The 19,394-nt window shown below is 57.7% G+C and carries 16 protein-coding genes; 15 read left to right on the forward strand and 1 reads right to left on the reverse strand.

Annotation, left to right across the window (positions count from 1 at the left end; all coding sequences use genetic code 11):
* Positions 1 to 5 precede the first annotated feature (5 nt).
* The 3 genes from CPPEL_RS05235 to nusB all read left to right on the forward strand — a co-directional run bounded on the left by CPPEL_RS05235 (position 6) and on the right by nusB (position 2,539).
* A complete protein-coding gene (locus CPPEL_RS05235) occupies positions 6 to 1,100 on the forward strand; it encodes a M24 family metallopeptidase (protein WP_123960143.1) in 1,095 nt (364 codons plus the stop codon).
* A gap of 149 nt (positions 1,101 to 1,249) precedes the next feature.
* Positions 1,250 to 1,813: an elongation factor P gene (gene efp, locus CPPEL_RS05240; protein ID WP_123960144.1), complete on the forward strand. Its 564-nt coding sequence runs from the start codon at positions 1,250 to 1,252 to the stop codon at positions 1,811 to 1,813.
* A 9-nt stretch (positions 1,814 to 1,822) separates the two neighbouring features.
* Positions 1,823 to 2,539 carry a transcription antitermination factor NusB gene (gene nusB, locus CPPEL_RS05245; RefSeq protein WP_245990513.1) on the forward strand — a complete coding sequence of 239 codons (717 nt, stop codon included), beginning with the start codon at positions 1,823 to 1,825 and terminating at the stop codon, positions 2,537 to 2,539.
* A gap of 110 nt (positions 2,540 to 2,649) precedes the next feature.
* Here the strand turns inward: nusB and CPPEL_RS05250 are convergent, their stop codons facing one another.
* Positions 2,650 to 4,035 (reverse strand): TIGR01777 family oxidoreductase, encoded by a 1,386-nt coding sequence (locus CPPEL_RS05250; RefSeq protein WP_123960146.1) that lies wholly within the window; start codon positions 4,033 to 4,035, stop codon positions 2,650 to 2,652.
* 326 nt (positions 4,036 to 4,361) lie between these two features.
* Between CPPEL_RS05250 and pyrR the strand changes: the two genes are divergently transcribed.
* From pyrR to CPPEL_RS05310, 12 genes are all read left to right on the forward strand, one after another.
* The gene (gene pyrR / locus CPPEL_RS05255; protein WP_123960147.1) at positions 4,362 to 4,937 is read left to right on the forward strand and encodes a bifunctional pyr operon transcriptional regulator/uracil phosphoribosyltransferase PyrR; all 576 of its coding nucleotides are present in this window, start codon (positions 4,362 to 4,364) and stop codon (positions 4,935 to 4,937) included.
* Entirely contained in the window at positions 4,934 to 5,872 is a 939-nt protein-coding gene (locus CPPEL_RS05260) for an aspartate carbamoyltransferase catalytic subunit (RefSeq protein WP_123960148.1), read from the forward strand. Before pyrR ends, CPPEL_RS05260 begins: the two co-directional genes overlap by 4 nt.
* Positions 5,872 to 7,218 carry a dihydroorotase gene (locus tag CPPEL_RS05265; protein WP_123960149.1) on the forward strand — a complete coding sequence of 449 codons (1,347 nt, stop codon included), beginning with the start codon at positions 5,872 to 5,874 and terminating at the stop codon, positions 7,216 to 7,218. Before CPPEL_RS05260 ends, CPPEL_RS05265 begins: the two co-directional genes overlap by 1 nt.
* Before the next feature lie 53 nt (positions 7,219 to 7,271).
* Positions 7,272 to 8,456, forward strand: a complete 1,185-nt coding sequence (gene carA, locus CPPEL_RS05270) for a glutamine-hydrolyzing carbamoyl-phosphate synthase small subunit (RefSeq protein WP_123960150.1) — start codon at positions 7,272 to 7,274, stop codon at positions 8,454 to 8,456.
* A 30-nt stretch (positions 8,457 to 8,486) separates the two neighbouring features.
* A complete protein-coding gene (gene carB, locus CPPEL_RS05275) occupies positions 8,487 to 11,831 on the forward strand; it encodes a carbamoyl-phosphate synthase large subunit (protein ID WP_123960151.1) in 3,345 nt (1,114 codons plus the stop codon).
* A 116-nt stretch (positions 11,832 to 11,947) separates the two neighbouring features.
* Complete coding sequence (gene pyrF / locus CPPEL_RS05280) at positions 11,948 to 12,766, forward strand: orotidine-5'-phosphate decarboxylase (protein ID WP_123961236.1); 819 nt, start codon at positions 11,948 to 11,950, stop codon at positions 12,764 to 12,766.
* A 320-nt stretch (positions 12,767 to 13,086) separates the two neighbouring features.
* Positions 13,087 to 13,407: an integration host factor, actinobacterial type gene (gene mihF, locus CPPEL_RS05285; protein WP_123960152.1), complete on the forward strand. Its 321-nt coding sequence runs from the start codon at positions 13,087 to 13,089 to the stop codon at positions 13,405 to 13,407.
* A gap of 3 nt (positions 13,408 to 13,410) precedes the next feature.
* Positions 13,411 to 13,983: a guanylate kinase gene (gene gmk / locus CPPEL_RS05290; protein WP_123960153.1), complete on the forward strand. Its 573-nt coding sequence runs from the start codon at positions 13,411 to 13,413 to the stop codon at positions 13,981 to 13,983.
* Positions 13,984 to 14,022: 39 nt separating this feature from the next.
* On the forward strand, positions 14,023 to 14,307 hold the full coding sequence (gene rpoZ, locus CPPEL_RS05295) for a DNA-directed RNA polymerase subunit omega (protein WP_123960154.1): 285 nt from the start codon (positions 14,023 to 14,025) through the stop codon (positions 14,305 to 14,307).
* Between the two features lie 345 nt (positions 14,308 to 14,652).
* The gene (gene coaBC, locus CPPEL_RS05300; RefSeq protein WP_123960155.1) at positions 14,653 to 15,912 is read left to right on the forward strand and encodes a bifunctional phosphopantothenoylcysteine decarboxylase/phosphopantothenate--cysteine ligase CoaBC; all 1,260 of its coding nucleotides are present in this window, start codon (positions 14,653 to 14,655) and stop codon (positions 15,910 to 15,912) included.
* A gap of 79 nt (positions 15,913 to 15,991) precedes the next feature.
* Positions 15,992 to 17,221 (forward strand): methionine adenosyltransferase, encoded by a 1,230-nt coding sequence (gene metK / locus CPPEL_RS05305; RefSeq protein ID WP_123960156.1) that lies wholly within the window; start codon positions 15,992 to 15,994, stop codon positions 17,219 to 17,221.
* Positions 17,222 to 17,296: 75 nt separating this feature from the next.
* Positions 17,297 to 19,321 carry a primosomal protein N' gene (locus CPPEL_RS05310; RefSeq protein ID WP_123960157.1) on the forward strand — a complete coding sequence of 675 codons (2,025 nt, stop codon included), beginning with the start codon at positions 17,297 to 17,299 and terminating at the stop codon, positions 19,319 to 19,321.
* Positions 19,322 to 19,394 lie beyond the last annotated feature (73 nt).

Here is a 19,394-nt window from a genome sequence, read left to right on the forward strand (position 1 = left end):
TAGCTATGCTTTCTGATTCACGTTTTGAAACCCGCCGCCGAGCCCTAGCATCACGGCTTGCCGCGAAGCGCGTCGACGCCATGCTGGTCACCCACATGACCAATGTGCGCTACTTCTCGGGCTTTAGCGGATCCAATGGTGCGCTGTTAGTGCATAAAGATCTATCCGCCAGCATCGCTACCGATGGGCGCTACACCACCCAGATTGCGGAGGAAGTTCCCGATATCGAGGCCACCATTACCCGCAAGGTTGCTGCTGATCTCCTCGCCAGCATCCAAGGGCCACGTCGAGTGGGCTACGAGGCAGCACATTTAAGCGTTGCAGAGCTGCAACGCCTTGAACAAGCCTGCCCAGAAGATGTGCAGTTGATCCCGATTGAGCAGGTTATCGAGGACATCCGTGTGCGCAAAGACGCAGTGGAACTAGAAAAACTGCGAGCAGTAGCCGCACTTGCCAATGAAGCATTTGAAGAGATGCTTGAGGCAGGGGAGTTGCGTGCAGGTGTACGCGAAATCGATGTGGCGGCCAGCCTGGAATACCGCATGAGGCTCAAAGGTGCGGAGCGTACCAGTTTTGACACCATCGTTGCCTCCGGGCCAAATTCCGCCAAGCCGCACCACGGTGCGAGCGAAAGAGTGATCCAAGAAGGCGATATTGTCACCATCGACTTCGGCGCATTCCAAGCAGGCTTCAATTCCGATACCACCCGGACCGTCATGGTGGGTGAACCAAGTGAATTTGCCCGCGAGATCTACGAAGTGGTGCTCGAAGCCCAACGTGCAGGTGTCAAGGCTGCGATGCCAGGAACGCCAACCCACGAGGTAGACAAAGCATGTAGGGACATCATTCAAGCAGCCGGTTATGGAGAATATTTTGTTCACTCCACCGGCCACGGCGTTGGACTCGATGTGCACGAGGCTCCCTCGGCTGCCGCGAACTCTGCGGGGGAGTTGGAAGAATCGATGACGCTTACCATCGAACCCGGCATCTATGTGCCAGGTAAAGGCGGGGTAAGGATCGAAGATACGCTCGTTATTCGCGCAGGAGGTCCAGAGAACCTCACCAAGTTGGACAAGGAATTGCGCATCATCAACCCATAGCGCTACGCGAGTGAATATGCTGCCAAGAGGGCATCATGTTCAGCACGGGGGAGTGATGCGTGCTGGAGAAATTGTTCCAGGTAGCCTGTGCAGCGTAGCCTTTATAGGCTGAGTCATTATCTATACGTTTAAAAGGAAGTTGGAAACGCGTGGCAACTACCGCTGATTTCAAGAATGGTCTTGTGCTCAAGATCGACAACAAGCTGCAGCAAATCGTTGAATTCCAGCACGTGAAGCCGGGTAAGGGCCCTGCCTTCGTGCGCACCAAGCTCAAGGATGTTGTCTCCGGCAAGGTCACCGATAAAACCTTCAACGCTGGCGTCAAGGTAGAAACTGCAACGGTTGATCGCCGCGACATGACCTACCTCTACAACGATGGCCAAAGCTACGTGGTGATGGACGACAAGACCTACGACCAGCTCGAGCTTGCACCTCACCTGCTCGGCGATGCTGGCCGCTTCCTGCTGGAAAACACCCGTGTGCAGGTTTCCTTCCACGACGGCGAGCCGCTGTTTGCTGAACTGCCGGTGTCTATCGATCTGCGCGTCGAGCACACCGATCCCGGCTTGCAGGGCGATCGCTCCACCGGTGGCACCAAGCCCGCCACCTTGGAAACCGGCGCAGAAATCCAGGTGCCGCTGTTCATCGAAACCGGCAACGTGGTGCGCGTTGATACCCGCGACGGCTCCTACCTCTCCCGCGTGAACAACTAAGTCGTGGCAGTGAGCAATACACCCAACACCTCCAAACGCGTAGACCCGAGGCGGCGCCACGGTGCCCGCTACCGGGCTCGACTACGAGCCGTCGAAGTTTTGTATGAAGCAGAGCTTCGCGACGTAGACCCCGTTGGCATCGCCGATGATCGCAGGGCACTGGCCCAAGCCAATGTCGAGGGCATTTCCTCGATTGCGCCCTATGGCAAAGAAATTGTCACAGGCGTAGCCGAGGAACTCGACCGCATCGACGAACTCATCGCCGCGCACCTGAGCAGCAATTGGGAGCTCGATCGCATCTCTGCCGTTGATCGTGCGGTGCTGCGCGTGGCTATTTGGGAGCTCGTGTTTAACCCCGAGGTGCCCAAAGAAACCGCGATCACCGATGCAGTGGAGCTCGCCTCGGAGCTTTCGCAGGAAGATTCGCCGAAGTACATCAATGCGATGCTCGACCGTTTGGCCTCGCGCATTGAAGATGTGCGTGCAGAAAGCGACACAACGGCGGATGAAGATGAGCAGCCTGATGCTGAGCAGCCGGAAGCTGAGCAGCCAGAAGCTGAGCCCAGCGAGGCAGTGGCAGCAGCATCGGATCTCGCCTTCGAGCCCAGCGAGGCTGAGCAAACGCTAGGCGTGGATGAGCCCGAGGCCGTCGAAGCGCCAAGCGAACAGCCTGAGCTTTCGCAGGATGCTGAAGATGCTGCCGGAGCTTCCCAAGAGCAGCAATAACCGCAAGTAGTTCTAAGCGGAGAAAAAACCCACCTTCTTCATCAGAAGGTGGGTTTTTAAACATTCAGCATCTGTTTAGTTGTAGACGCTGGCTGCTCGGCTCCAAAGGCCTACTGCAGCGGGGGATGCACGAGTGATTCTCCGCCGAGTTCATGGGCTAACGCCTGGTTCAGCTCCGGATACCTGAAGGTGTGGCCGAGCTTTTCAGCGGCGTTCGCGCTTACTAATTGATTCGCCAGTGCCAGTTCCTTTGCGCCTTCTTCACCCAATAGCAGCTTCGGGCCAATGCTTGGGATCGGGATGAAGGTTGGGCGATTGAGCTGTTGGCCTAGTGCCTCGGTAAATTCGGCGTTGCGCACGGGGTTTGGTGCCACTGCATTGATGGGGCCTTGCGCGCGCTGATCAAAAATTGCCCGGCAGTAGAGATCGCAAAGATCATCGATGGCAATCCAAGAAAACCACGGCTTTCCGCCTTCGAGTTCGCCACCAAGTCCCACAGAAAACAGTGTCTTCATCACCGGCAATAAACCACCGGCGCCACTTAGCACGATGCCTGTGCGAATGAGGGCTACTCGTTTGGAATCGCTTTGAGCCTGCAAGGCCGCTGCTTCCCAATCTTTCGACACCTTGGCCAAGAAGCCTTCGCCAGGTCCATCGGATTCATCCATGGCCTGATCCCCGGTGTCGTGTCCGTAGTAACCAATAGCAGAGGCACTAACGAAGGTATGGCAACGATCAGAGGCTTTGACTAATTGCGCGAGGCGTTTGGTAGGGCCTACGCGGGAGTCATAAATGGCCTGCTTATGGGCATCGCTAAAACGCCCCATGATGGATTCGCCAGCAAGGTGGACTAGGACATCCACGCCGTCGAGCAGGTCATCGGCCGGGTGCTCAGGGTTCCAGAGGCGTTGGCCTTCACCGGGATTGGAGCGAGTCAATTCAATGACTTCATGGCCTAGGGTGCGCAATTGTGCTGCCAAGGCGGTGCCCACCAAACCTCCCGCGCCGGTCATGGCAATTACTAATGCATCCTCGGTGCCTTGGGCTTTCCTGAGCGCATCGAAGCGGTTTTTGGCCTCAATGTCTTGGATAAGCTGGTGCTGGCGATAGGCAAAAGCGCTGGTGAGTGCCGATTTTGGAACGCGCGTATCCAAAGAATCGGTGATCTTTGTCCATTGCCTTTGGCCTTGATCGTCTTCAGCATCGGCAAAGACGTGTACGTGGCGCCACTTGGCCAGGGTGGCAATGGGTGCGGTGACGCAACGATCAGTAAAGCGATAGCCAGCCACATAGCCAGCTAGTTCGTGTTTTGCCTCCCACTTCAAGCCTCCCGGCAGGTCAAAGATCGTGGTGCCGTCTGCGAGGTTTTCTGCCTGGGTTCGTGGGGTCATTGGCAAAAAGGACGGGGTGAGGCGGATAACCGCGCCTGGCCGCGAGTGCCATTGCCACACAGTCTCACGTGGTGCGGGTACGAGATGGCTCATCTGTAGGGTCAAGGTGGTGTCACGCTCCTTATAAAAGCCTGGCCGCGTTGGATCAAGGCTGCTGCTTTTAGCATCCTCGCCCGCGGTGCAAGTGGTCCTTGCCTGCACCGCCAGTGGGGTTTGGGCGGATGCTGTTTGCCCGAGTGTAGTCGGATCGGCTTGGAGGTTGCTGTGGCTTTGGCTGTGGCTAGGCTTTGAAGAATCCGGGGGTAGCTGTGGGCTTGAGGTGCTAAGGTGAACACTAATGCTGATTTGGCATGATCTTATGGCGCTGCCCGGCGACATAAGACTCGACATCCTTTAAAGGACCGCACAGAGAGGCGGGGAAGGAGGTCACGATGAGTGAAGACTCACAGGCTACAAGCACGTTGTTAAGCAGCGAAGATGTAGCCCGTACCATCGCACGCATCGCGCACCAGATTATTGAAAAAACGGCGCTAGACGCAGAAGACGCAGCGCCAGTTCTCCTGCTTGGCATTCCCTCCGGAGGGGTTCCCCTCGCGCATCGCCTTGCTTCAAAGATTGAAGAATTCACCGGTGTGAATATCCCGGTGGGTTCGCTCGATATCACGCTCTATCGCGACGATTTGCGCACGAAGCCGCATAGGGCACTGCAACCCACCCGGATCCCCTCGGTGGGCGTCGATGGCACCACGGTAGTGCTTGTCGACGACGTACTCTTTTCCGGCCGCACCATTCGAGCTGCACTTGACGCGCTGCGTGATTTGGGCAGGCCAGAGATGATTCAGCTTGCAGTTCTCGTTGATCGTGGCCATCGGCAACTGCCTATTCGTGCCGATTATGTGGGCAAGAATCTTCCCACGGCACGCGACGAGGATGTGCGCGTACTTATTAGCGATATCGACGGTGTGGATGCCGTCGAGTTGTATCGACAAGGCGGCAATACCAAGTGAAACACCTGCTTTCCATCTCGGATCTAAGCAAAGACGAAATTCTCGGGATTATGGACGAGGCGGATCGTTTCCGCGAAGCCCTGCTTGGCCGAGAAATCAAGAAGCTTCCCACCCTTCGCGGGCGGACCATTTTCACGCTGTTTTATGAAAATTCCACCCGCACGCGTTCGTCTTTTGAAACAGCCGGTAAGTGGATGAGCGCCGATGTGATCAATATTTCGGCTTCTTCTTCATCGGTGAAAAAGGGCGAATCGCTCAAGGATACGGGCTTGACCCTTTCGGCCATTGGCGCTGATGCCATTATCATGCGCCACCCCGCCTCGGGTGCAGCGCAGCAGCTTGCACAGTGGGTTGCCCCTCATGGCGATGGTCCTTCGGTGATCAACGCTGGTGATGGTGCCCACCAGCACCCAACCCAAGCCCTGCTCGATGCTGTGACGATGCGCCAAAGGCTCGGCAACATCGAAGGCCGCAAAGTGGTGATCGTTGGCGATTGCCTGCACTCCCGCGTGGTGCGATCCAACGTGGATCTTTTAAGCACCCTTGGTGCAGAGGTAGTGCTCGTGGCACCTCCCACGCTGTTGCCCTTTGGCGTGGAGCAATGGCCTGTGCGCACCAGCTTCGATATGGATGCAGAGCTTGCCGACGCCGACGTAGTGATGATGCTACGAGTCCAACAGGAACGAATGCACGGAGGCTTTTTCCCCTCCCACCGCGAATACGCAACGCTGTATGGCTTATCGCCTGCAAGGGAAGCGATGCTGCAAGAGCACACTGTGGTGATGCACCCAGGGCCGATGCTGCGTGGCATGGAAATTTCGGATTCCGTTGCAGATGCACCACGCACCGCGGTGCTACAGCAAGTCAATAATGGTGTGCATACCCGAATGGCCGTGCTGTTTAGCCTGGTGGCCAGTGGGGAAGGAGCACTGTAATGAATCAAGACAACACTCAAGGAGCAAACCTCATGGCAACCCCGCACGCAGAGTCCCTCTTGATTCTTAATGTGCGCCCCTATGGCGAAGGCGAACCCACCAGCGTGCTCATCGAAGATGGTGTGATTGCCAAGATTGCTCCCTCTATTGAATTTGATGGCCCAAGCATTGACGGCGAAGGCGGGGTGCTCCTGCCGGGGCTGGTGGATATGCACGTCCACCTGCGTGAACCAGGCCGCGAGGATACCGAGACCATTGCCACCGGCTCGGCTGCCGCAGCCAATGGTGGTTTCACCGCGGTATTTACCATGGCAAATACCCAACCGGTGATGGATCAGCCGGTGATCGCCGAGGCGGTATGGCACAAAGGCCAAGACATTGGTTTGTGCGATGTATATCCGGTGGGCTCGATTACCAAGGGCCTTGAAGGCAAGGAGCTCACTGAGTTCGGCATGATGGCACGCTCAGAGGCAAAGGTGCGGATGTTCTCTGATGACGGCAAGTGCGTTGATAACCCGTTGATCATGCGCCGCGCCATCGAATACGCCAAGGGCTTGGATGTGCTCTTGGCGCAGCACTGCGAAGATCCTCGCCTGACCGAAGGTGCAGTAGCGCACGAAGGTGAGATCGCCGCACGCCTTGGTCTGCGCGGCTGGCCTCGAGTAGCAGAAGAATCCATTGTGGCCCGCGATGCGCTGCTGTGCCGCGATTATGGCAACCGCATGCACATCTGCCACGCCTCAACGGAAGGCACCGTGGAGCTGCTTCGTTGGGCAAAAGAGCAGGGCATTCCCATGAGTGCGGAAGTGACCCCGCATCACCTTTTGCTCACTGATGAAAGGCTCGAAACCTACGATGGTGTAAACCGAGTCAATCCGCCGCTGCGCGAGCACAAAGATACCCTCGCCCTGCGCGAAGCACTGCTCGACGGCACCATCGACTGCGTAGCCACCGACCATGCGCCTCATGGATCGGAAGAAAAGTGCTGCGAATTTGAGCACGCCCGCCCAGGCATGCTCGGTTTGGAAACTTCGCTTGCGATCATCGCCCAAATCTTTGTCGAATCGGGCTTGGCCGATTGGCGCTTCGTGGCCAAGGTGATGAGTGAACGCCCGGCCGAACTGCTGAAGTTGCAGGATCAAGGCAGGCCCATCGCCGAGGGCGAGCCAGGCAATCTCACCATCATTACCCCGGAGCAGCCGTGGACCGTTTCGGGCAAAGCGCTGGCTTCGAAAGCATCCAATACCCCGTATGAGGGCATGAACTTTGGTGCCAAAGTCAAGGCAACAATCTTGCGCGGCAGGTTAAGCAGTGTGGATGGCAAAGCCTCGGCACCGCGAAATTAAGCGCCGCGAACAACGATAACGAGCACAAAGAATCTTTTGAAAGGCAAGAAGTCTTGAGCAACTCCCAAACAAGCCAAGCGCCCAAGCGCTACCCGGCAGCCCTCGTGCTCGCCGATGGCCGCATTTTCCGGGGCACCAGCTTTGGCAAGGTGGGCACCACCTTGGGCGAGGCAGTATTTAGCACCGCCATGACCGGCTACCAAGAAACCATGACGGATCCTTCCTATCACCGCCAGATCGTGGTGGCCACGGCCCCGCAAATTGGCAATACGGGTTGGAATGATGAAGATGGCGAATCCCACGGCGACAAAATCTGGGTCGCAGGCCTGGTTATCCGCGATCTTTCCGTGCGTGTATCCAATTGGCGTGCCAAGCGCTCGCTTGAAGATGAAATGATTGCCCAGGGCATCGTCGGTATCGCAGGGGTTGATACCCGCGCGGTGGTGCGCCACCTTCGCAATTTCGGCTCCATTGCAGCAGGCGTGTTCTCCGGTGAAGATGCTCAGCGCAGCGATGAAGAGCTCATCGCCGAGGTCAAGGCCCAGCCCTCGATGGAAGGCGCTGATCTGGCCAAGGAAGTAGCCACGGAAGAACCCTATGTTGTAGAGCCAGAAGGGGAGCACCGCTTTACCGTCGTGGCCTATGACATGGGCATTAAAACCAATACGCCGCGTAACTTCGCAAGCCGCGGCATTCGTACCGTGGTGGTTCCGGCCAATACTGCGTTTGAACAGATCAAGCAGTACAACCCCGACGGCGTCTTTGTTTCTAATGGTCCAGGCGATCCTGCCACCGCAGATGAGATGGTGGCTGTGGTCCAGGATGTGCTTGAGGCAAAGATTCCCTTCTTCGGAATCTGCTTTGGTAACCAGATCCTCGGGCGCGCGCTCGGGCTTGAGACCTTCAAAATGAAGTTTGGCCACCGCGGCATCAACGTGCCGGTGCTCAACCACCTCACTGGCGTTATCGACATCACCGCACAAAACCATGGCTTTGCGCTCAAAGGCGAAGCCGGCAAGCCTTTCCAGACTCCTTATGGCACAGCCCAGGTCACGCACACCTGCCTGAATGACGACACCGTCGAAGGTGTGGCCCTAGAAAATGGCATGGCGTTTTCGGTGCAGTATCACCCAGAATCTGCCGCAGGCCCGCACGATGCTAACCCGCTGTTTGATCAGTTCGTTGAGCTGATTGAGCGTCATGGGGCGTCGAAAAGCAATGAAGCAGAAGCCAACTAAGCCGAGATCAGGAAGATAAAAGGAAGATTTATGCCAAAGCGCAACGATTTGCAGCACGTCCTGGTCATCGGTTCCGGACCGATCGTGATTGGCCAGGCATGTGAATTCGACTACTCGGGTACGCAAGCATGCCGAGTGCTCAAAGAAGAGGGTTTGCGGGTCACACTGATTAACTCCAACCCCGCCACCATCATGACGGACCCTGAGTTCGCCGACCACACCTACGTCGAGCCGATTCAGCCCGAATACATTGAAAAGATTTTCGAAAAAGAAATCGAGCAAGGCCACCCCATCGACGCGGTGCTGGCAACGCTCGGTGGCCAAACCGCACTGAATGCAGCGATCCAGCTTGATCGCCGCGGCAGCCTGGAAAAGTATGGCGTAGAGCTCATCGGTGCCGATATTGATGCCATCGAACGCGGCGAGGATCGCCAGAAGTTCAAAGACATCGTGGCCAAAATCGGCGGCGATTCCGCCCGCTCGCGCGTATGCCACAGCATGGAAGAAGTCCACGAAACCGTGGCAGAGCTCGGCCTTCCCGTCGTGGTGCGCCCCTCCTTTACCATGGGCGGACTCGGCTCCGGCTTGGCGTTTAATAACGAAGACCTCGAACGCATTGCCGGCGGCGGCTTGGCAGCCTCGCCTGAGGCGAACGTGCTGATCGAAGAATCGATCCTCGGGTGGAAAGAATATGAGCTCGAGCTCATGCGCGATGGCGCCGATAACGTCGTGGTGATCTGCTCCATTGAAAATGTGGATGCACTCGGTGTGCACACCGGCGACTCGGTCACCGTCGCCCCCGCCCTAACACTTACCGACCGCGAGTACCAGAAGATGCGTGACCAGGGCATTGCCATTATCCGCGAGGTGGGCGTGGATACCGGTGGCTGCAATATCCAATTTGCCTTAAACCCCGAAGACGGCCGCCTGATCACCATTGAAATGAACCCGCGCGTGTCGCGTTCCTCGGCCTTGGCCTCCAAGGCCACCGGCTTCCCAATTGCCAAGATCGCCGCAAAGCTGGCCATTGGCTATACCTTGGACGAGATCACCAACGACATCACCGCCGTTACCCCCGCGGCCTTCGAGCCCACCTTGGACTATGTGGTGGTAAAGGCCCCGCGCTTTGCCTTTGAAAAGTTCTCTGGCGCAGACGACACGCTGACCACCACCATGAAGTCGGTGGGCGAGGCCATGAGCCTTGGCCGCAACTACATCAGCGCTTTGAATAAGGTGCTGCGTTCGCTTGAAAATAAGCAGGCCGGGTTCTGGACCGTGCCGGATGAGACCTTCGCTGGTGATCGCGCAGACGATCTGCAGGCAGTGCTCGAAGATCTCAAGCGCCCCACAGAAGGCCGAATTTACGATGCTGAGCTGGCCTTGCGTCTTGGCGCAAGCGTGGAGGAAGTCCACGAGGCATCCGGTATTGACCCCTGGTTCCTTGCCGAGCTTGAGGCTTTGGTGCAGTTTCGCCAGGAGCTTATCGACGCCCCCGTGCTCGACGAAGAGCTGCTGCGCAGGGCAAAATTCTATGGCCTTTCCGATGCCCAAATCGCAGTGCTGCGCCCAGAATTTGCCGGTGAAGATGGTGTGCGCCGCCTGCGCTGGTCGCTTGGAATCCGACCGGTATTTAAGACGGTGGATACCTGTGCCGCAGAATTCGAGGCCACCACGCCTTATCACTACTCTGCATACGAGCTCGATCCCGCCGCGGAGTCCGAGGTGCGCGAGCAGCGTGAAAAAGACAAGATCATCATTCTTGGATCCGGGCCGAACCGCATTGGTCAAGGCATCGAGTTTGACTACTCCTGCGTGCATGCAGCCCTGGAGCTCTCGCGCATCGGCTATGAAACGGTGATGGTCAACTGCAACCCCGAGACTGTCTCCACCGACTACGACACCGCCGATCGCCTCTACTTTGAGCCTTTGACCTTCGAAGACGTGATGGAGGTCTATCACGCTGAATCTGAGTCGGGCAATGTGGCAGGTGTGATCGTCCAGCTTGGTGGCCAAACGCCACTTGGTTTGGCAGAGCGTTTGCGTGACGCCGGCGTGCCGGTGATTGGTACTACCCCTGAGGCCATCGACTTGGCCGAAGATCGCGGCGAATTTGGAGAGGTGCTGCGCAAGGCCAACCTTCCCGCACCCGCATTCGGCACCGCCACCTCCTTTGCCGAGGCCAAGGACGTTGCCAGCGGCATCGGGTATCCGGTGCTGGTGCGCCCCTCCTATGTGCTTGGCGGCCGCGGCATGGAAATCGTCTACGACGAAGAAGCGCTGCAAAGCTATATTGAGCGCGCCACCGAGATCACCAGCGATCACCCGGTGTTGGTTGACCGCTTCCTGGATTCGGCCATCGAGATCGACGTCGATGCCCTTTGTGATGGCGAAGATGTCTACCTTGCAGGTGTGATGGAACACATCGAAGAAGCGGGCATTCACTCCGGTGACTCCGCCTGCGCCTTGCCGCCGATGACCTTGGGCAAAGAAGACATCGAGCGGGTACGCCGTTCCACCGCAGCCCTAGCGCACGGCATTGGTGTAAAGGGTCTGATGAATGTGCAGTACGCCTTAAAAGACGACATTTTGTACGTGATTGAGGCCAACCCTCGTGCTTCTCGCACCGTGCCCTTTGTATCCAAAGCAACGGGTGTGCACCTGGCTAAAGCAGCCGCTCGGATCATGACTGGCGCCACCATTGCGCAGTTGCAAGAAGAAGGAATGATCCCCACCTCCCACGATGGCGGATCCCTGCCTCTTGATGCCCCAATCGCGGTGAAAGAAGCAGTGCTGCCCTTTAACCGCTTCCGCCGCCCCGATGGCTCCATGCTGGATACCTTGCTCAGCCCTGAGATGAAGTCCACCGGTGAGGTGATGGGCTTGGCCGATAACTTCGGTGCAGCCTACGCCAAGGCAGAAGAGGGCTCCTTCGGGGCGCTACCGACCCAGGGCACCGTCTTCGTGTCGGTGGCCAACCGCGATAAGCGCACCCTGATCTTCCCCATCCAGCGCCTTGCCAGCCTGGGCTTTAAGATCCTCGCCACCGGTGGCACCGCAGGGATGCTTCGCCGCAATGGTGTGGAGTGCGAAACCGTGCTCAAGCAGACCGAGGCCCGCGAGGGTGAAGGCGATAAGCGTGCGATCGTGGACATGATCAAGGCCGGCGAAGTTGATCTGATCTTGAACACCCCGGCTGGTTCCTCGGGAGCTCGCCACGATGGTTACGAGATCCGTGCAGCCGCCGTGAATGTTGGCGTGCCGCTTGTGACCACCGTCCAGGGCGTGACCGCTGCTGTGCAGGGCATTGAAGCACTGCGCCAAGGTGACATCACCGTGCGGGCGCTGCAAGAACTCGACCATGCCGTAAACGCCTAAGCCGCAGGCTCGTGGCGTGCTGCGCCCGGTGCTGCTGTGAAGGCACCGGGCGCTTTGATATATCAGCTCTTCAAAGAAAGAAACGGATCACAACTGTGCACACGAATACCTTCGGTATGCGTTTACTAGAAGCCACCCAGCGCCACGGAAGGCTTTGCGTTGGCATCGACCCGCACGCCCAGCTCCTTGAGCAATGGGGGCTTGGCAATACGGTTGAAGGCTTAGCAGAATTTTCGAGGCGTTGCGTGGAAGCATTCGCTGGGCACTGTGCCTTAGTCAAGCCCCAGGTGGCTTTCTATGAGGCCTTCGGTGCGGCAGGTTTTGCTGTGTTAGAAGAGACCATCTCGCAACTTCGAGCAGCAGGCACCTTGGTGCTTGCCGACGCCAAACGTGGTGATATCGGCACCACCATGAAAGGCTATGCCACCGCGTGGCTCGATTATTCATCCCCGCTGTGCTGCGATGCCGTCACCTGTTCGCCCTATCTAGGCTTTGGTTCTCTCAAGCCAATCCTGGAGCAGGCACACAGCACGGGCAAAGGCGTGTTCGTGCTTGCAGCCACCTCGAACCCGGAGGCACGCCAGTTGCAGGATCAGCGCGACGCCACCGGGCGCAGCATCGCCCAGCAAATCGTGGATGATTGTGCTGCAGAAAATGCTGCAACAGGTGCTCCTTTTGGCAATGTTGGTGTGGTTGTTGGTGCCACCTTGGATCAGCCTCCGGCATTAGATCAGCTTCGCGGCCCGATCTTGTTGCCCGGTGTTGGTGCCCAAGGTGCTACTGCCGAAGACGTCAACCGGATTTGTCGCGGCAATGAGGCACTGGCAATTCCAAATATTTCTCGAGCAGTGCTCAAACACGGCCCGGATGTAGCAGCCTTGCGCGGCGCACTTGTTCAGGCCAGCGCCGAGTACCCCGGAATCTCAGCGCTGTAATTTCCCAGCTCAGCAGGGTAGTGGGTGTGGCGAAGTGGCAGGCGTTTTACCTGGGCTTTTGCCGCACATACCCCGGATTACCTAGTGTTTTGCCAAGAGGTGCTAGACTAAGTCGGACGTCAGCGCCAAGCGTTGAATGCTGTAGCCAATCAATGGCAGGTAATGCCTGGCTGCATACGTGCTGTGATTGTCGTGCAGACACATCTGGATGAAGCTGCGTGGGATTGTTTCCTGCTTGCTGCATCTGTGTATGGTTGAATGCCGGCGCCCACGCGCAGATCTATAACCAAAACGAACATCTTTTGAATCGGAGGAACCCCGTGGCCCTTCCCAAGTTGACTGACGAGCAGCGCAAGGAAGCCCTCGCGAAGGCTGCAGAGGCCCGCAAGGCACGTGCAGAGCTGAAGGAACAGCTCAAGCGCGGAGACATCACCCTCAAGGAGGTTCTTGACAAGGCCTCTTCTGACGAGATCATCGGCAAGACCAAGGTCTCCGCACTGCTCGAGTCCCTGCCCAAGGTTGGCAAGGTCAAGGCCAAGGAGATCATGGACGAGCTCGAGATCGCTCAGACCCGTCGCCTGCGTGGCCTGGGTGAGCGTCAGCGTCGCGCTCTGCTCGAGCGCTTCGGCTTCGAGGGCTAATTCATGCAAGGCGATAACCAACAGGGTCGGCTCGTGGTGCTGGCTGGCCCCTCAGCCGTAGGGAAATCGACGGTGGTTCATCGCCTGCGCGAGGAAGTTCCTAACCTGTACTTCTCGGTCTCTATGACCACCAGGGCGCCGCGTCCTGGTGAAGTGCACGGGCAGGACTACTACTTCGTGTCACCGGAGGAGTTTCAAAGCAATATCGACAGTGGTCAAATGCTCGAATGGGCAGAGATCCACGGAGGTTTGCAAAGAAGCGGCACCCCTGCGGAGCCCGTCGACAAGGCAATTGCCGAAGGTCGGCCGGTGTTGGTAGAGGTGGATCTTGAAGGCGCACGCAATGTGGCCAAACTCAAGCCGGAGGCTGAAACCGTATTCCTTGCGCCGCCCTCATGGGAGGTGCTCGTCAGCCGTCTCACTGGGCGGGGGACTGAGCCAGAGGACGTGATCCAGCGCCGACTCGAAACTGCCCGCAAAGAACTAGCCAGCAGCGACGAGTTTAAACATGTAGTGGTCAATGACGATCTCGAGGCAACGATCCAGCGTCTGCGCTGTATCCTCGAAGGTCGCTAAAAACACTGCGTACGAAACAAACTTTCTTAATAAGAAAAGGTGCTTGAAAGCAACGTGATTGAGAACAACGACAGCGTGTTTGACACGCCAACCGGCATCACCGCTCCGCCGATCGACGAACTGCTCAAGCGAGTGTCCTCGAAGTATGCTCTGGTGATTTTTGCCGCAAAGCGCGCTCGCCAGATCAATAGCTACTACCAGGACGACGAGCCCGGAGTATTCGAATTCGTCGGACCTTTGGTGACCCCCGAAGCAGGGGAAAAACCGCTGTCGATCGCACTGCGCGAAATCGACGCAGGGCTGCTCGAGCACGAAGAAGGCTAGGCCTCAACGCCTTCCAACCTCTTCTCAGAGACATTTAAGCCCCTGCACCGCACACGTGGTGCAGGGGTGTTTCGCTGTTTCTAGGCGGTGGCGAGTGAAGAAGGCCTTGCGCTTACTGGTTGCGGGGCTCGGTAGGTGCAGTGGTGGTGTGAGTGCCGCGGCGAAGCTGAAATCAGTCGCTGCTTTTTACAGGCCTCAATACGGCATTGTGCTTGCGTTTACCGGGTGCTACCCAGCGCCATAGGCTCAAACCGATACCATGGCACTAGAAATATTCGATCCAGTCCTGCTGCATGCAATCAGCAGTGAATGGATAGTGGCGCAATGCTATAAGGATGTAGGTTGATGGAAACAGCTTCAAAAAATATCGTCGTTGGCGTTGCCGGGGGTATCGCGGCATATAAAGCCTGCCACGTAATTCGAGCCTTCAAGGAACTGGGTAATGAAGTGCGCGTGGTTCCCACTGAGGCTGCCTTGGAGTTCGTGGGTAAAACGACCTTTGAAGCATTGTCTGGCAATCCGGTTAGCACCACCGTCTATGACGCTGTAGATCAAGTCCAGCATGTACGAATTGGTAAAGAAGCAGACCTGATCGTGATTGCCCCAGCAACCGCTGATCTGCTGGCAAGAATGGTGCAAGGCCGTGCAGATGATCTGCTCACCGCCACCTTGCTCGTTGCTACCTGCCCTGTGGTGGTAGCTCCAGCCATGCATACAGAAATGTGGGAACACCCTGCCACCCAAGCCAATGTTGCTACCTTGCGCGAGCGGGGCGTCGTGGTGTTGCACCCTGCTCATGGCAGGCTTACCGGAAGCGATAGTGGCCCTGGCCGCTTGCTTGATCCTGAACAGATCGTGGATCTCGCGTTAGCGGCTGCGCAGGGAAGTTCTTTTGAGTCTTCCCTTGCCGGCACCAAGGTGCTCATTAGCGCCGGTGGTACTCAAGAGCACATCGATCCAGTGCGTTATATCGGCAACCACTCTTCAGGCCGACAAGGCTTTGCGCTTGCAGAGATGGCCGCGCAGCGCGGCGCCGAAGTCACCATGGTGGTGGCCAATAGTGATGCGCTTCCCATTCCAGCAGGCGCCACGATGCACAAGGTCACCTCTGCACGAGAGATGCAAGAAGCGATCATGGAACATGCTCCAAACAACGATGCAGTGATCATGGTCGCCGCTGTGGCCGATGTGCGTCCGGCTCACCCCGCGGATGCGAAGCTGAAAAAGGGTCGCGATGAAGCGTCCCTGCAGAGCTTGGCTTTGGAGGAAAACCCGGATATTTTGCGTGGCTTGGTACAAGCGCGTGAGCGTGGGGAAGTAGACCCCAAGCTCGTGATTGCCGGCTTTGCCGCAGAAACTGGAGATGCTGAGCACTCCGCTTTGGAATTGGCGCAAGCAAAGCTTGAGCGCAAGGGCTGTGACCTGCTCATGCTCAACGAAGTCTCCGATAATCAAGTCTTTGGGCAACAGCGTAATCGCGGTGTGTTGTTATCGCGGGATGGCAAACAGCGCGAGGTGCCCGATGGCTCCAAACTTGAGGTGGCTGGGGTGATCTTGGATGAGCTCGCACGCTGCTTGGAGCAGGTGCACACAGCAGGTGAGTAGACCACCAATCTTGCCAAATTAGACAGCTTGGTCTATCTTGGTTCGAAGAATCAAGCACTCCCAACAGAAAGCACATAGCGTGAACGCCGAAACCTCTAAGCTCAGGCTCTTTAGTAGCGAATCAGTCACCGAAGGCCACCCCGATAAAATCTGTGACTCGATTTCCGATACCATCCTCGACGCGCTGCTCAGCGTCGATCCCGGCGCGCGTGTGGCAGTAGAAACCGTCGCCACCACCGGGTTAGTGCACGTCGTAGGCGAGGTGCGGACCTCCGGCTATGTAGAAATTCCGCGACTGGTGCGTGAACGCCTGCGCGAAATCGGCTTTACTTCTTCTGATGTGGGATTCGACGGCACCACCTGTGGTGTCTCAGTCAGCATCGGCGAACAATCGGCGGAAATCGGCTCCGGCGTGGATACCTCCCAGGAGGTGCGCGAATCTGGTTCTCAAGATGCAGAAGACCAAGCTGGCGCGGGCGATCAGGGCCTGATGTTTGGATACGCCACCAATGAAACGCCCACCCTGATGCCACTGCCAATCGATCTTGCGCATCGTTTGGCCCGCAGGCTTACCCAGGTGCGTAAAGAAGGCATCGTGGACCACTTGCGTCCCGATGGCAAGACCCAGGTGACCTTTGCTTATGACGAAGCTGGCCGCCCCGTCGCCTTAGATACCGTGGTTGTTTCTACCCAGCACGATCCCGAAATCACCCAGGACTGGCTGCGCGAGCAGGTGCAAGAGCACGTGGTTGAGTGGGTCTTAGAAGATTCCGGTGTGTCCAAGCGCCTCGATGTAAGCGATTACACCCTGCTAGTTAATCCTTCCGGCTCCTTCGTGGTCGGCGGCCCCATGGGTGATGCTGGCCTGACCGGCCGCAAGATCATCGTGGATACCTATGGCGGCATGGCTCGTCATGGCGGTGGTGCATTTTCGGGCAAGGATCCCAGCAAGGTGGACCGCTCGGGTGCTTATGCAATGCGTTGGGTGGCTAAGAATATCGTGGCCGCAGGACTTGCCGAACGCGCCGAGGTGCAGGTGGCATACGCCATCGGCCGTGCTAAGCCGGTGGGACTGTACGTAGAGACCTTCGGCACTGCCCAGCATGGTCTTGATGATGAAGCCATCCAGACGGCCGTGCTCGAGGTATTCGACTTGCGCCCGGCGGCAATCATTCGTGAGCTTGATCTTTTGCGTCCCATCTACGCCAAGACCGCCGCTTATGGCCACTTTGGCCGCGATGACCTGGACCTGCCCTGGGAGCGCACCGACCGCGCCGAGGCCCTCAAGGCTGCGTTGAATCTGAACTAGGTTCCGGTACGCCCGAACACTGGTTTGGGCACGACGTCACAGGGCGCTCGGGGGTGCTTCGCTACAATGCGCAGCATGTCCTATGCCCGCGAACCTGCGCCCGAGCAATCGGTAGCCAAAGTGCTGCCCTTGCTCGGGGTTTCGCATCTTGATCGCAGTTTCGAGTACCGCCTGAGTGCAGATCAACATGAGCAGGCCAAGCCGGGCGTTCGCTTAAGGGTGAAGTTTTCCGGCAGGCTTGTCGACGCCATCCTCCTCGAGCGCAGCGATGAACAAGAGCACAAGGGCGCTTTGGCATGGGTTGAGCGCGTCATTTCCCCCGAGGTGGTCTACCCGCCGCAAACCCGGAAGCTAGTTGAGTCGCTGGCGTTGCGTTATGCCGCTATTACCTCTGATCTCATCCGCTTGGTGGTGCCACCTCGACACGCCAAAGCAGAAGAAGCCGATGTTCGTAGCTCTTGGGAATCTTTGGGGCAGGTTTCCGAGCCGGATCTTTCGGGGTGGCTCAGTTATCGCCATGGCCAAAGCTTTGTCGATGCAGTCCTTGCAGGCCAGGCCGCACGCGCGGCGTGGCAGATCGCCCCGGGTGATGATTGGGCTCAGCAGATTGCCGCCCTTGGCACGAAGGTAGCTATTGAGGGCGGCGGGGTGCTGGTGGTTGTGCCAGATCAGCGAGATGTGGACTACCTCGAACAGCATTTCCGTGAGTACATGAGCGCAAAACAGGTCACGGTCTTAAGTGCTTCTCAAGGCCATCAGGCCCGGTATCGGCGTTATCTTTCAATTCTGCATGGCCAAGGCAGAGTCGTCATTGGTACTCGCAGCGCCTGCTTTGCGCCCGTTGATGATCTGCGTCTTGCGGTGATAAAAGACGATGGCGATGAAAACCTCGTAGAACCGCGCGCACCTTATTATCACGCCCGCGAGGTGCTCACTACCCGCAGCGCCCAGGAACACTGCGCCTTAGTCATTGCATCGCATGCGCGCACAGCAGAGACACAACTATTGGTGGATTCGGGCTGGTGCCATGATCTTCTAGCACCGCCAGAAGTGCTCAAAGCACTCATGCCTTCTATCCACGCCATTGAAGATTCAAGCTATGCCTTTGCAAGGGATATCCACGCCCATCACTCCAGAGTGCCCTCGATGGCGTTCCGGGCAATCCGCCAAGCACTCAGTAGACAATGCCCGGTGCTAGTCCAAGTAGCCAGAACAGGCTATATGCCAGGCTTATCGTGCTCGCGCTGTCGCACCCCAGCTCGTTGCCGTGCCTGCAATGGGCCGCTGAGCTATGCCGATAGCGAACAACACCGCGTGCATGTGCTCAGTTGCCGTTGGTGCGGGCGCCCAGAAACGAATTTTTCTTGCGTAAACTGCGGCAACCATCAGGTGCGGGCACAAACTCGCGGCAGCGAGCGCACCGCGGAAGAAATCGGCCGTGCCTTTGCAGGAACCCCGGTGGTAGTGTCCGGCGGCAACAGAGTCATTGATCAAATCGAGCACAAAGCGCAGATCGTCGTGGCCACCCCTGGTGCTGAACCTCGTCCAAGCCACGGCGGCTACGGTGCTGTGGTGTTGCTCGATGCCTGGCTCATGCTTGCCAGGGAAGACCTCAGGGCCTCAGAAGATCTGGTGGCCATTTGGGCAAACGCTATCGCCTTAGCCGAGCCGGCCGAAAGAGAAGGCACGGTAATTATTGCCGCAGAAAACGCCCTACCCGAGGTGCAGGCGCTGCTGCGCTGGGACGTAGTAGGCATGGCTCAAAGGGAACTGGCTTTACGCGCGCAGGTGCATTTCCCGCCGGTATTCCACATGGCAGCAGTGGACGCGCCAACCGCGGCACTGGAAGATTTCTTAGCACTGGCGCAATTACCGCCAGATACCGAAGTGCTGGGGCCTGTGGATTTGCCCAGGGATACCCGACTGCCCGGTGAATATGATCACCAGCTGTTTGGGCCGCCACAAAGGATGCTGTTGCGCACCCCGCTGCATGATCGCAACGCCTTAGGCGAGGCGCTCAGAAGAGCCAGGGCCAGCAAAGTAGCGAGGAAAAACGACCTGCCGCTAAGAATCCAGATTGATCCGATCCGGGTTGGCTAATCTAGAAAGCAGCATCTGGGGTGCTGGCACCCTGCTGTACGCTGAAGCAATTCGCATCCATCGCGCTGGTGCA

The sequence above is a fragment of the Corynebacterium pseudopelargi genome (assembly GCF_003814005.1).
GTDB lineage: Bacteria > Actinomycetota > Actinomycetes > Mycobacteriales > Mycobacteriaceae > Corynebacterium > Corynebacterium pseudopelargi.

Coding starts and splice junctions, on each gene's coding strand:
- CPPEL_RS05235 (WP_123960143.1), top strand. CDS start 6: ATGCTTTCTGATTCACGTTTTGAAACCCGCCGCCGAGCCCTAGCATCA.
- pyrR (WP_123960147.1), top strand. CDS start 4,362: ATGAGTGAAGACTCACAGGCTACAAGCACGTTGTTAAGCAGCGAAGAT.
- CPPEL_RS05265 (WP_123960149.1), top strand. CDS start 5,872: ATGAATCAAGACAACACTCAAGGAGCAAACCTCATGGCAACCCCGCAC.
- carB (WP_123960151.1), top strand. CDS start 8,487: ATGCCAAAGCGCAACGATTTGCAGCACGTCCTGGTCATCGGTTCCGGA.
- pyrF (WP_123961236.1), top strand. CDS start 11,948: ATGCGTTTACTAGAAGCCACCCAGCGCCACGGAAGGCTTTGCGTTGGC.
- gmk (WP_123960153.1), top strand. CDS start 13,411: ATGCAAGGCGATAACCAACAGGGTCGGCTCGTGGTGCTGGCTGGCCCC.
- coaBC (WP_123960155.1), top strand. CDS start 14,653: ATGGAAACAGCTTCAAAAAATATCGTCGTTGGCGTTGCCGGGGGTATC.
- CPPEL_RS05310 (WP_123960157.1), top strand. CDS start 17,297: ATGTCCTATGCCCGCGAACCTGCGCCCGAGCAATCGGTAGCCAAAGTG.